13 protein-coding genes are annotated in these 12,820 nt (G+C 62.7%); all 13 read left to right on the forward strand.

Annotation, left to right across the window (positions count from 1 at the left end; genetic code table 11):
• The first annotated feature begins 34 nt into the window (after window positions 1-34).
• Complete coding sequence (gene murD / locus HWX48_RS01415) at window positions 35-1,570, forward strand: UDP-N-acetylmuramoyl-L-alanine--D-glutamate ligase (protein ID WP_217701572.1); 1,536 nt, start codon at window positions 35-37, stop codon at window positions 1,568-1,570.
• Complete coding sequence (locus HWX48_RS01420) at window positions 1,561-2,841, forward strand: FtsW/RodA/SpoVE family cell cycle protein (protein WP_254872903.1); 1,281 nt, start codon at window positions 1,561-1,563, stop codon at window positions 2,839-2,841. The genes murD and HWX48_RS01420 overlap by 10 nt, the downstream gene beginning before the upstream one ends.
• A 102-nt stretch (window positions 2,842-2,943) precedes the next feature.
• Window positions 2,944-4,056: a glycosyltransferase gene (locus tag HWX48_RS01425; RefSeq protein WP_175953939.1), complete on the forward strand. Its 1,113-nt coding sequence runs from the start codon at window positions 2,944-2,946 to the stop codon at window positions 4,054-4,056.
• A gap of 8 nt (window positions 4,057-4,064) precedes the next feature.
• Window positions 4,065-5,498: a UDP-N-acetylmuramate--L-alanine ligase gene (gene murC, locus HWX48_RS01430; protein ID WP_175954327.1), complete on the forward strand. Its 1,434-nt coding sequence runs from the start codon at window positions 4,065-4,067 to the stop codon at window positions 5,496-5,498.
• The gene (locus HWX48_RS01435) at window positions 5,495-6,649 is read left to right on the forward strand and encodes a cell division protein FtsQ/DivIB (protein WP_175953941.1); all 1,155 of its coding nucleotides are present in this window, start codon (window positions 5,495-5,497) and stop codon (window positions 6,647-6,649) included. Before murC ends, HWX48_RS01435 begins: the two co-directional genes overlap by 4 nt.
• 190 nt (window positions 6,650-6,839) lie before the next feature.
• Window positions 6,840-8,177, forward strand: a complete 1,338-nt coding sequence (ftsZ, locus tag HWX48_RS01440) for a cell division protein FtsZ (protein WP_175953942.1) — start codon at window positions 6,840-6,842, stop codon at window positions 8,175-8,177.
• Complete coding sequence (locus tag HWX48_RS01445; RefSeq protein WP_175953944.1) at window positions 8,174-8,968, forward strand: polyphenol oxidase family protein; 795 nt, start codon at window positions 8,174-8,176, stop codon at window positions 8,966-8,968. The genes ftsZ and HWX48_RS01445 overlap by 4 nt, the downstream gene beginning before the upstream one ends.
• Before the next feature lie 114 nt (window positions 8,969-9,082).
• Window positions 9,083-9,538 carry a cell division protein SepF gene (locus HWX48_RS01450; RefSeq protein WP_175953946.1) on the forward strand — a complete coding sequence of 152 codons (456 nt, stop codon included), beginning with the start codon at window positions 9,083-9,085 and terminating at the stop codon, window positions 9,536-9,538.
• A 1-nt stretch (window position 9,539) separates the two neighbouring features.
• Complete coding sequence (locus HWX48_RS01455; protein ID WP_303048059.1) at window positions 9,540-9,848, forward strand: YggT family protein; 309 nt, start codon at window positions 9,540-9,542, stop codon at window positions 9,846-9,848.
• Window positions 9,849-10,049: 201 nt separating this feature from the next.
• Window positions 10,050-10,625 carry a DivIVA domain-containing protein gene (locus HWX48_RS01460; RefSeq protein WP_175953948.1) on the forward strand — a complete coding sequence of 192 codons (576 nt, stop codon included), beginning with the start codon at window positions 10,050-10,052 and terminating at the stop codon, window positions 10,623-10,625.
• 207 nt (window positions 10,626-10,832) lie between these two features.
• Window positions 10,833-11,360 (forward strand): signal peptidase II, encoded by a 528-nt coding sequence (gene lspA, locus HWX48_RS01465; RefSeq protein WP_175953950.1) that lies wholly within the window; start codon window positions 10,833-10,835, stop codon window positions 11,358-11,360.
• Window positions 11,353-12,264: an RluA family pseudouridine synthase gene (locus HWX48_RS01470; RefSeq protein WP_175953952.1), complete on the forward strand. Its 912-nt coding sequence runs from the start codon at window positions 11,353-11,355 to the stop codon at window positions 12,262-12,264. Before lspA ends, HWX48_RS01470 begins: the two co-directional genes overlap by 8 nt.
• Before the next feature lie 3 nt (window positions 12,265-12,267).
• A complete protein-coding gene (locus HWX48_RS01475; protein WP_217701569.1) occupies window positions 12,268-12,819 on the forward strand; it encodes a GNAT family N-acetyltransferase in 552 nt (183 codons plus the stop codon).
• The last annotated feature ends 1 nt before the right edge of the window (window position 12,820 follow it).

Raw genomic sequence — 12,820 nt, forward strand, 5'->3', positions numbered from 1 at the left:
TGCTTTGCTGTCGGACGCGACGTCGGCCGCCGCACTGCCTGTTGGTGCGGGCACGGATTCGCTGATTGCCGTCATCGGGTGGGGGAAGTCGGGCCAGGCTTGCGCCCGGGCTCTCCTTGCGCGCGGCCTACGTGTGGCCGTGTGGGAGCAAAAGCCCTCCGAGGTGGTGATGGAGGGCGTGCAGGTCAGCATTGAGCCTGACTCGCGCCTGCTTGCGGAGGCGGTCGTGGCTGCCGCCCCTGGGCTCATTGTCGTTTCCCCTGGGGTGGCGCAGCATGCCCCGATTTTCGAGGCCGCCGCCGCAGCGTCCATTCCCCTGATTGGCGAGGTTGAGCTGGCCTGGCGTTTGCAGGAGCAGGGCCCTCAGGCGGGGCGCCCGTGGTTGTGCGTGACGGGTACGAATGGGAAGACCACGACGGTGGGGATGCTCGGGTCGATTCTGCGCGCAGCGGGGGAGAGCGCCCTTGAGGTGGGCAATATTGGCACCCCGATTGTGGAGGCTATTGACTCTGATGCGACGGTTTTTGCCGTGGAGTTGTCCTCTTTCCAGCTGTATACGACCTCGACTGTGAGTCCTCAGGCCTCGGTGTGCCTCAATGTGGATGCTGATCATCTGGATTGGCATGGCAGTGCTGTGGAGTATGCGGCTGCGAAGGCCCGCATTTATGAGAACACGCAGGTCGCTTGCGTCTACCCCAGTCAGGATCGTGCGGTGGAGCGCATGGTTGAGCAGGCTGATGTCATTGAGGGTGCGCGAGCCATTGGCTTCACCCTGGGAACTCCGGCGGTGTCTCAGATTGGCTTGGTGGAGGGCGCCCTCGTGGATCGGGCGTTCGTTGCCAACCGGCAGAAGGAGGCGGCTTTCCTGGCCGATCTGGAGGATCTCACCCCGGCTTTTGGTACGCATCTGACTCCCGCTGTTGTTTCTGATGCGCTGGCTGCGGCCGCTCTTGCGCGCGCTCACGGCGTTGCCCCGGAAGCTGTTGCTCAGGGTCTGCGTGACTTCCAGCCTGCCGGGCACCGCCGCGCATTGGTTGCTCATGCTGCGGATATGGCGTGGATTAACGACTCGAAGGCGACGAACGCTCACGCGGCGGTGGCCTCTTTGTTGGGTGTCCCGAAGGGCACAGCCATCTGGATTGCGGGTGGCGATACGAAGGGCCAGGAGTTTGACGAGTGCGTGGCCGCCGTGGCTGATCGCCTGCGCGGGGTGGTGCTCATCGGTGAGGACCGTAGTGTCTTGCGTGCCGCGCTGGCCGCTCAGGCGCCGCAGGTTCCTGTCGTTGAGGTCGATGGACATGAGGATTGGATGTTCTCTGTCGTCAACGAGGCCGTTGCCCTCTCCCGTCCTGGCGATACCGTGGTGCTCGCACCGGCGGCAGCCTCGTGGGATCAGTTCTCCAGCTACAGCGAGCGCGGCGAGGTCTTCGCTGACGCCGTGCGGCGACTGGCTGAGCAATGGCAGGCCAGCCAGGCCATCTCACAGCAGGGGAAGCAGGGCGCGGACGAACCGAAGTGCGACCTGCCTGGCAGCCGTGCGACTGAGGAACAGGACTCCTCATGGCACTAAGGATCCGCTCCCTATTCGACAGGCTGCGTCTGCCTCGTATTGAGTTTGAACGCTCGGGAAACTCACAGCGCGAGTACTCTGCGGTGACGACTTTTTACCTCATTGTGGTCCCGGCGTTGCTGCTCATTGCTATTGGCCTGATGATGGCGTTCTCCTCGCAGGCGGTGATGAATATTGCCTCAGAGAAGGACCCCTACAAGGCTTTCTTGAAGCCTGTGATGCTCGTTCTTTTCGCTCTTGCCGCAATGGGGGTCGTGCAATTCTTCCGCCCTCACTGGTGGCGTACCTTTGCGTGGGCGGCGTTCCTGGGTGCGCTCTTTGCTCAAACCCTGGTGCTTTCGCCCTTGGGGGCTTCTGAGGGCGGTAATACGAACTGGGTGCGTATCCCTGGCCTGCCCTTCCTGTTGCAGCCCTCGGAGATCCTCAAGCTGGGCATTATTCTTTTCCTCGCGTGGATCCTGAGTCGGCCTGGCACCCGCTTGAAGGATCCCTGGCAGATCCTTGTCCTGGCGGGAGTGCCGATTGTTCTTGCTCTTTTGGCGGTGATGTTGGGCCGTGACCTGGGTACCGCCATGGTGATGGCTTTGGCGTGCATGGGCGCACTGTGGGTCGCTGATCTGCCGAAGAAGTGGTTTGCCATTCTTTTTGCTGCTCTGATTCCGGTGAGTGTCCTGCTGGTCCTGAGCAACCCCACGCGCATTAAGCGCGTCATGGAGATCCTGCCGTGGGCTAAGCCGGAGCGTAGCCTGTCTGCTCCCACTCAGATTGACCATGCTATGTGGGCTTTTGGGACGGGTGGCTTGTTTGGCGTGGGGCCGGGTGCTTCGCGTGAGAAGTGGAACTATCTGCAAGAGGCTGACACGGACTTTATCTTGGCCATTATTGGTGAAGAGTTCGGCTTCTTTGGTTCGACGGTGGTGTTGTTGTGCGTTGGCGTGCTTTTGTGGGGTCTGCTGCGATTGTGCGGGCATACGCCGCTTCTTTTTGACCGCGTGGTTGCTGGCGGTGTGGCCAGTTGGATTGGCGTGCAGGCGTTGATCAATATCGCTTCGGTGAGCAATATTGGTCCCGTGATTGGTGTGCCCCTGCCTTTCGTGTCCTCGGGTGGGTCTTCCCTACTCTTTACGAGTATTGCCTTGGGCGTGGTGTTGTCGATTGCGCGCAATGATGCGGGGATGCGCCAGTTGGGTCGCCCGGACGAGGCTTCCGCTGGGCGCGATCCGCGGGTCGCTCGGCCTCGTCGTTCGGCGAGTGCCGTGAAATACGTCTGAATGCTCCCGCTTGGCCCATTTTGTGGCCAAGGAGGGAGGGAAGTGTTGTAGTGTCTCACACAGAGTGTATCTGTTGAGGCATAGTCATAAGGAGGCCGCGCAATGACACCTCGGATCGTCATGGCGGGCGGGGGAACCGCAGGTCACGTCAACCCTTTGTTGGCCACAGCGCATGTCCTTCGCGAACGCGGATGTGAGGTGTCTGTTCTGGGCACTGCAGAGGGCTTGGAGGCGACGCTGGTTCCTGACGCGGGTTTTCCTTTCGCGGTGATCCCGCGGGTGCCGTTCCCTCGTCGCCCGAACACGGCGTTGCTGACCTTCCCCGCGCGTTTCCACGAGGCTACTCGCAAGGCTGAAGACGAGATCCGTGGCGCTGACGTGGTGGTTGGCTTTGGCGGGTACGTGTCAACGCCGGCCTATCGCGCCGCGAAGAAGCTGGGTGTTCCGGTGGTCGTGCACGAGCAGAACGCTCGCCCGGGTCTTGCGAATAAGGTTGGTGCTGCTATTGCGAAGGTTGTGGCGTTGACCTTTGCCTCCACTCCTTTGGTGGCTAAGAATGGTGCCACTATTGTTACGGGTTTGCCTCTGCGTCCTGTGTTGGCGGATTTGTCTGAGCAGCGTTCGACGCCTGAGGGGGCGAAGGCTGCGCGTCAGGCGGCGGCTGAGCGGCTGGGCCTTGACCCGGACATGACGACGATGGTGGTGACGGGTGGTTCCTTGGGAGCTCAGCACCTCAATGAAGTGATGGTGGGGGAGGCTTCCTCGCTGCCGATGGATGTGCAGGTGCTGCATCTGACGGGCAAGGGCAAGGATTCTGCTGTGCGTGAGGCCCTCAAGGGCACGGCTGTTGAGGACCGGTGGGTGGTCATGGACTACCTGACGACCATGGAGGATGCTTTGGCCGTGGCGGACCTGGTGGTGTGCCGCTCGGGTGCGGGCACGGTTGCGGAATTAACTGCCCTGGGCATCCCGGCCGTGTACGTGCCTCTGCCTATTGGTAATGGCGAGCAGCGCCTGAATGCTGCCGATCATGTGGCTGCGGGGGGTGCGCTCATGATTGCCGACGCGCAACTGGATGGGGCTTATGTGCGCACAACGATCTTCCCTTTGTTGACCGGTGGAGAGTACCGACAGATGCGTGAGGCAACGGCTGGCCTGGGGATTGTCGATGCCGCCGATCAGCTGGCTACAGCAATCATGGAACAGGTGAAGTAATGACGGAGCTGACGCAGCCCCTTGATCTTTCGGGCCGCCATTTTCATCTCATTGGTATGGGCGGCGCTGGCATGTCGGTCGTCGCTGAGCTCCTCCACGCACGGGGGGCTCAGGTGAGCGGCTCCGATCAGGCGGATTCGCCTGCTCTCGATCATCTGCGGGCAATGGGAATGACCGCCTATGTTGGCCATGCTGCTGAGCATCTGGATCCGGCTGCAACGGTGGTGGTCTCTTCAGCGATTCGCCCAAGGAATCCTGAATTCGCTGTGGCGAAGGAGCGCGGCCAGGAGGTCATCCACCGCTCCGTCGCCCTTGCTCTTGCCGCTCAGGGCATGCGTTTTGTTGCGGTTGCTGGCGCTCATGGGAAGACGACGACTTCGGGGATGCTCACCATGGCTTTGCGTCATGCGGGGGTTGATCCTTCAGCCGCAGTGGGCTCGGTGTTGCCGGAATTGGGGTCGGGGGCGATGGTGGGCTCAGGCGATATTTTTATTGCTGAGGCCGATGAATCCGACGGCTCCTTCTTGAATTACACTCCCACGGTTGAGCTGGTGACCAATATTGAGCCCGACCACCTGGACCGCTACGGCTCCACGGAAGCCTTCGAGGAGGTGTTCCGTGATTTCCTCGCTCGTCTCCTGCCTGGCGGCGTCCTCGTCACCTGTGTTGAGGATGCGGGGGCGGCGCGCCTTGCCGACTACGCCCAGGAACGCGGCTACGAGGTCATCCGCTACGGCCGCCCTGAATGTAGCCTGGCCACCCCCGATGTGGTCGTTGAGGGGCTTGCGTGCGCGCCAGCTGCTGCCAGCGCGCGGGTGACCTGGCAGCGTGGCGAGCACAGGCTCTCTCAGGAAGTGCGCCTGGCTGTGCCGGGTGAGCATAATGTCCTCAATGCGGCTGGCGCGTGGGCCAGCGGCGTGTGGCTGGGCATTGAACCTGACGCCATGGCTGAGGGCCTGGCATCCTTCCGAGGCACTGCCCGCCGCTTCGAGTGGCGGGGCGAGTGCGCGGGTAGGCGTGTCATTGACGACTACGCCCATCACCCTACTGAGGTTGCTGCCGCCCTCGCGCAGGCGCGCACGGTCGTGGGGGAGGGACACCTGAGTGTCGTCTTCCAACCGCATCTGTACTCGCGCACCGTGTCTTTTGCTGAGCGTTTCGCGCAGGCCCTGAGCGCTGCCGACACCGTCATCGTGTGCGATATTTACGCCGCGCGTGAAGATCCTCTCGAGGGGGTTGACTCGCAGGTCATCACCCGGCATCTGCCCGGGGCGCGCTATGTGCCAGACATGGTTGAGGCCGCTCGCTTGGCCGCCCAGCTGACGCCCGAAGGGGGCCTTGTGATGACGATGGGGGCTGGCTCCATCACCCAGGTTGCGCCTGTGGTGCTCGGCGAGTGGGGTTGCGGGGGCGCAGGGGATGAAAGTGTGGATGCCTCGTGAAGAATCCTCCTCGTCCACGCCGTCAGCCGCGTCCGCAGCAGCCATCTGCTCCTGCGTCGCCCTCCTCGGGATCCTCCATCCGCGAGGCTTCCGCTGCCGCTCCTTCGGCCGGTGCGCCCGCTGCCCCGCCTGCCCCTGCTTTGACTGCGCAGCCGGGCGAGGCCCCCGTGGCGCCCTCGCCAGTCACGTCACCCTCGGCTCACCCCTCGCCTACTGACGCCCCTTCCGCTGCGCGGGCGACGCGAGAGCGCCTCCGCCGCGAACGCTACGCGGGCCAAGGTGCGCAGCTGGCGCGCGAGGCGCGTGAACGTAAAGCGCGTGGCACTCGAACGGAGGAGCAGGGCAGGGCCATCCGTCGGATGCGTAGCCCGATGGGTGCTGATGATGCCGCCGATATTCTGGGCCCCCGCGAAGAGGCCCCTCAGGAAGCGCGTGTTGAACGCATTGAGGAACGCTTACGAGCGCGTAAGCGTTTAAGCGCACTGCATCTGGCCAGCGCAGTGGGCGCTGTCGTCCTTGGCGCGGTCCTCGTGTGGGTCGTGTTCTTCTCCGCCCTCTTTGCCTTGAGTGTTGAGGGCATTCAGATCAATAGCCCGGCGGAGAACTCGCCCTCAGAGGAGGTTCATACCCAGGTCCTGCCCTTTGTGGGAACGCCGCTGACGCGCTTGAGCACCGCTGAGGTGGAAGAACGTATCGAAAGCATCCCGCAGGTGAAGGATGCGACGGTCTCTAAACGTTGGCCCAATGGTGTTGAGGTCACCTTCAGCCTGCGTACTCCCGTGCTTGTCACGCAGGTGGATGGGGCGTTTGTGACAGTGGATGAGGATGGCATTGAGCTTGCCCGTCTTGACCAGCGTCCGAGTGGCCTGCCGCTCGTGCTCTTCCCTGATGGTGTGGAGTCGCGTGAGCAGAATACGCGTGGTGTCAACACGGCCTGGGCTGCGTTGTCTGAGGAGCTGCGCGGCCGCGTGGAATCCATGACGGTGGCGAATCATCAGCTGACGATTGCCCTCCAGGATGGGCGCCAGGTGCGCTGGGGGACTTTGACGGATGAGGCCTTGAAGGCCCGCGTGCTTGAGGTACTTGTCAACCAGCGTGAGGCGAAGATCTACGATGTGTCCTCTCCGACCTCACCGGTTACCTCTGGCTAATTGACGCATGATGTTGCGCATTGCATGGAGGATGCACGTCACTTACCTGGGGAAACTCTGATCGGGTGCGACACGCGCAGCAATGTCCTTGCCGTAGCCCCTATCGGCGCATACCTTTGCCGCGGCAGACAGTGAAGCAAACGTCAACCTTCAAGTTGAGGTTGAGGGTTGAGGTAATGAGGGAGGCGCGATGGCCCAGTATCAGGGACATGCAGTCATCAAGGTTGTGGGTGTCGGTGGTGGCGGTGTCAACGCCGTCAACCGCATGATCGAAATCAACCTCAAGGGAGTCGAGTTCGTTGCCGTCAACACCGACGCGCAGGCACTCATCCTCTCCGAGGCAGAAACCAAGCTTGACATCGGTCGCGACCTCACCCATGGCCTCGGCGCAGGCGCTGACCCCTCCGTTGGCCGCCAGGCAGCTGAGGATCACGCCGACGAAATCGCCGACGCCCTCGAAGGCGCCGACATGGTCTTCGTGACCGCCGGCGAAGGTGGTGGCACCGGCACCGGCGCAGCCCCCGTCGTTGCCCGCCTCGCTCGCCACGCTGGCGCACTGACCGTGGGCGTTGTCACCCGTCCCTTCTCCTTTGAAGGCAATCGTCGCGCCGTCCAGGCCGACCAGGGCGTCGAAGCCCTGCGCGCCGAGGTGGACACCCTCATCGTCATCCCCAACGACCGTCTGCTCGACATCTCCGACAAGAATATCTCCGTCCTTGACGCCTTCAAAGCCGCCGATCAGGTGCTCCTCTCGGGCGTTCAGGGCATTACCGAGCTCATCACCACACCCGGCCTCATCAACGTTGACTTCAATGACGTTAAGTCCGTCATGAAGGATGCGGGATCGGCCATCATGGGCATTGGCGCTGCCTCGGGCGAGGACCGTGCTGTTCGCGCCGTCGAGATGGCGATCTCCTCGCCTCTGCTGGAAGCCTCCATTGACGGCGCCCACGGCGTCCTCATGTTCTTCCAGGGCGGCTCGGACCTGGGCCTGCAAGAGATCTACCAGTCCTCCCTCCTGGTGCGCGAGGCCGTTCACCCCGAAGCAAATATCATCTTCGGTAATGTCATCGACGATGCTCTGGGTGACGAGATTCGCGTGACCGTCATCGCCGCTGGCTTTGATGCTCCCCTCGACCAGACGGCCGAAGCGAACTCGGCAGCGCGGATGCGCCCGGCCCTCCGGCCGTCCCCACCGTGCCCCCTGCCCCCACCGTGCAGGCCTCCGGTGGCTCCGACCCCCTCGGTGAGCACCTACGCCGCTGAAACCCCTCAGCCAGCACGCTCCACCGCCGCGCCGGTTCGTAGCCTGGGCACCCTGCCCGTTGCAGAAGCGCCGGTGACCCCGGTGGCCCAGCACCGCGCCGAGGTCAACGTCCCCTCCCGCCAGATCTTCCCCGCCGCCGCGCAGCCGGTGCAGCAGCAGGCCGATCCAACCTCCTACGAGGACGGTTCGCTGGAAGTGCCTCGCATCTTCGACGAGGACGATCACACGCCTGACCTGGATCTGCCCGACTTCCTGCGATGATTGAGCAACTGTCTGTCGGGGGTGCCTCGCTCTACCTCACCCAGGTGGAGCGGGGCACTTCCCCTTTACGCGACAACTATGGCCTGCATGTCGGGGACGATGCCGCGCTGGTCCTCCAACGTCGCGCCGCCCTCGCCCAAGGTGTGGGCCGTCCACTGCTGTGGATGGATCAGACCCACTCCGCCCGCGTCGCCCTCGTCAGACGGAGCGAGGGCGGTTTTGAGGGCGATGGTGGGGGAGAGGTCACGATCGACGCCGAGACGCTGAGGCTGAGTGCCTCGGCAGTGCAGGAATGGCCAGCCCTGCCCTGTGATGGTGTTGTGGTTGATGCCCGCAGATGGCGTGAAGCTCCGGCGATTGCCGTCATGACTGCCGACTGTATGCCTATCCTCTTTTCTGCTGACGAGGGGCGCGTCGTCGCTGCTGTCCATGCAGGAAGGATCGGTTTCGAGGCGGGGATCCTTCTTCGCGCGCTCGAGATCTTCCAGGCTTTGGGGGTTGCTGTCGACGAGATCAGCATCTACATCGCCCCGGCGATCTGCGGGCATTGCTACGAGGTCCCCGCCCAGATGCGGGAGAGCGCCGCGAAGGCCCATCCATATATTGCCGGAAACACCCGCTGGGGGACGCCCTCCCTTGACCTGCCGCGCGCCGCTGCCGCGCAGCTTGCCCAAGCCGGGTGTGCGCAGGTCAGTATCGACGGCCGATGCACCTTGGAGGAGGTGCAGTGGCATTCTCATCGGCGTGATCCGCGCAGCGGACGTCAAGCGGCAATCATCGTGCCGACCTGAGAAAACGCTTGAGCCGCATCGGGGACTTGCTCGTTATCGGAGTGTCTTACCGGAGAGACAAGAAAAGCGGTTTACCGTGTGGACACAAGGTTTTTTTGGTTTGAGGAGACTCTAATGGCTGGTTTTGGTGCGAAAGCCCGTGAGTTCCTCGGGTGGTACACCCCCGAGGATTACGACCCCGAATTCTTTATTGACGAATACGAGGCAGACCTCGTTGACTTCCCCACGCCTGAAGAGTCCGTCGAACCCCTGGCTCCGGTACAACATGAGGCTGCCCCCGCGCGTCGGGCCGATCTGAGCCGTATTGTCACCGTCCATCCGACCTCCTACAACGATGCCCTGAGCATTGGCGAGGCCTTCCGTGATGGTCTGCCCGTCATCGTCAACCTCTCCGATATGCCTGAGGACGAGGCGCGCCGCATTATCGACTTCATTGCTGGCCTGACCTTTGCCCTGCACGGCTTTGCTGAGCGTGTCACGAACCGAGTGTTCCTGCTGTCGCCTCAGAGTATTGAAGTGACCAACGATGCGGTGAACCTGCGTCGTTCTCGTAGCTTCGATCAGGACTGACGTGGTCTTTTTTCTTCTGGGTAGCGTTCTTTATTGGGCCATCAGCCTGTATCTGACGGTGATGGTTGTGCGCATGATCCTTGACTGGGTGCAGTTCTTCGCTCCTCAGTGGCGCCCTTCGGGGATCGTGTTGGTTGCGGCCAATGTCATCTACGCATTGACTGATCCGCCCCTGATGTTTCTCCGTAAAAAGATCCCCGCTCTTCGTTTAGGAAACGGACTATCTCTTGACGTGGGCTTTATGGTTCTTTTTATTGGGCTTATCGTTGCCCGCAGGATCGCCATCATGATCTTGTCTCTTGGTCTGTGAACAGACAAAAGAAATGCTGAGATGTGGCCCTCATCGTTAGGGGCATCGGCTGCTGACATGTCAAAATAGAGTTACAGTGACGGCAAGTCTCGGATATGATGCAAGTGTTGTATTCCAGTTCTCCGCTTCGGTGAAGGAGCTGGAGGGCACCGCGCAAGTACGTTCCGCGGCCTCAACTAACCACAACCGAAAGGTGAGCAAATGACTCTTCTGACGACTGAGGACGTTCTTAGCAAGAAGTTCCAGTATGTGAAGTTCCGCGAAGGCTATGACCAGGTTGAGGTTGACGAGTTCCTCGATCAGGTCGTCAAGACGATCTACACCCTGAACGTCGAAAACGCCGAACTGAAGGAACAACTCGAAGCCGCTGAGCGTCGCATCGCCGAACTCTCCGCAGCACCCGTTGCCGAGGTTCCCGCCCCCGCTCCCGTCGAAGAGCCCGCTCCCGCAGCATTCCAGGAGCCCGCACCCGTCGTCGCCGACGATGCCACCTCCGCGTCCTCGATGCTCGCCCTCGCCCAGCGCGTCCACGACGAATACGTGCGCGACGGACGCAAGGAATCCGAGCAGATCATCGCTGAAGCCCGCTCCAAGGGTGACGAAATCGTTGCCGACGCGCAGCGTCAGCACGAGACCATCCTCACCAAGCTCGAGCAGGATCGCTCCCTCCTGGAAGCCAAGATCAACGAGCTACGTAACTTCGAGTCCGACTACCGCACTCAGCTGCGCGGTCACCTCGAAAGCCTGCTCAGCGAAGTCATCGGCGAACAGGCCTGATCACTCTCCATACCGACACTAACGGCGGCGGCGCACCAGGTGCCACCGCCGTTAGTGCGGTTAAGAGTGGTCGCACTGGCCGACACACCTTGACCGCCAGGCGCCCCGCCCGGACATGACCCCGCCCGACACGACTGCGCTCGAGATCATCCAGCACAAGACGCCCCCACACACGCCCCAGCGCAACATTTCGAGGAGTCCACACCCGTGACGACACCACTGCCCCCCACACGCGCCGCAGTTCTCGCAGCGGGTGCAATCAGCGCCGCTATTGCACTCCTGACCGACCTGACCAGCAAATGGTGGGCACTGGAAGCACTCGCAGACGGACATCGCGTTCCCGTCCTCGGCAACGTCCTTTCACTGCGCCTCGTCTTTAATCCGGGCGCAGCCTTCTCCCTGGGAGACAACTTCACCCTCGTCCTCACAGGCATTGCCGGCATCATTTCCGTCGTGCTCATCGTCGCCATCTGGCGGGCGCGCACAACCCTCTACGCCGTGCTGCTGGGACTCCTCCTGGGCGGCGCCCTCGGCAATCTCTATGACCGCCTCACCCAGCCCCCCAGCATGGGGCGCGGGCACGTCGTGGATTTCATCGACTACAACGGCTGGTTCGTCGGTAATGTTGCCGACATCTGGATTGTCCTTGCAGCAGCCGCCCTGGTCCTTATGGCCTCGCGCAAGCATCCTGACAGTGGGACACCAGCTGACAGCGAGGATGCCACCCATGCCTGATACGCGCTTCCTGCCCGTCCCTGACGCCCTCGTGGGGGATCGCGTTGACGCCGCCCTCTCGCGCCTCCTGGGATTCTCGCGCACGCGCTGCGCGGAACTGGCAGCCGAAGGCAATGTCCTGGTCAACGGCGTTCCTGCGGGCAAATCCGACCGTCTAAGCGCCACTGACATTATCGAAGTCACCATCCCCGACCCGCCCTCTGCCCCCACACCAGTGACCGGCATGGACATCCTCTACGACGATGACGATATCGTCGTCGTCGACAAGCCCGTAGGCGTGGCTGCCCACACTGGACCTGGATGGGCCGGCCCCACAGTACTGGGCAACCTTGAAGCGGCAGGCTACCGCATTACCACCCACGGCCCGCCGGAACGCCAAGGCATTGTGCACCGCCTGGACGTGGGCACCTCCGGGGCAATGATGGTCGCCAAGTCCGACCGCGCCTACTCCGTCATGAAACGCGCCTTCAAAGAGCGCACCGTCCGCAAGATCTACCACACCGTCGTTGCTGGTCACCCTGACCCCGACTCGGGCACCATCGACGCTCCCATCGGCCGCCACCCCAGCAGGGATTGGCGCATGGCCGTCATCGAGGGCGGCAAACACGCCATCACCCACTACGACACCCTGGAACTCATGCCCGGTGCGGCACTGCTCGAAATCCACCTAGAAACCGGCCGCACCCACCAGATCCGCGTGCACATGTCGGCCATTAAACATCCCTGCGTAGGGGACACCTTCTACGGTGCCGACCCCGTCCAGGCCGCAGCGTTAGGCTTGGAACGCCAGTGGCTTCATGCTGTCGAACTTGGCTTTAACCACCCCATCACCGGGATGCCCACCCTCGTGCGCTCGCCCTACCCGGCCGACCTGCAGGCCGCCCTCGACCTTCTGCGAGGCTGACGCATGACGCCAACCCCAGCAGTGGCCTCGCATATTCGGATCGAGCCCGTTACTACCGCCCAACAGCGCCGAGGCATGGTCGCTGTCCGCTGGGAGGTCTTCGTTGAGGAACAAGACGTCCCCATGGTCCTGGAAATCGACGCGCGCGACTTTTGCAGCGACGTCATTCACCTCGTCGCCATTGACGAGGCCGCCGCCGACGCTTTCCCCTCCGCTGTCTGCGTGCGCGAGCCCGACGTGGTGGTGGGCACCGTGCGCATCATCCCTGATGGTGGTCACCACTACCATCTGGGACGCCTGGCGGTTCTTGCGCGGGCGCGCGGGCAGGCCGTCGGTGCGGTGCTGGTGGAGGCTGTCCACGACTATGTGCGGATGCTCACTCCGGCCGGAGTGGAGGCGCGCATCGTGCTGGACGCCCAGCTGCAGGCCCGCGGGTTTTATGAGCGTTTAGGCTACCGGGCGACCTCGGACAAGACCTTCTGGGATGCCGGGATTGAACACTGCGAGATGGCCATCAGCGTGCATGGTGGCCCGGCAGGGGAGCGAGCAGACTAGG

This window comes from Schaalia sp. Marseille-Q2122, assembly GCF_903645355.1.
Lineage (GTDB): Bacteria > Actinomycetota > Actinomycetes > Actinomycetales > Actinomycetaceae > Pauljensenia.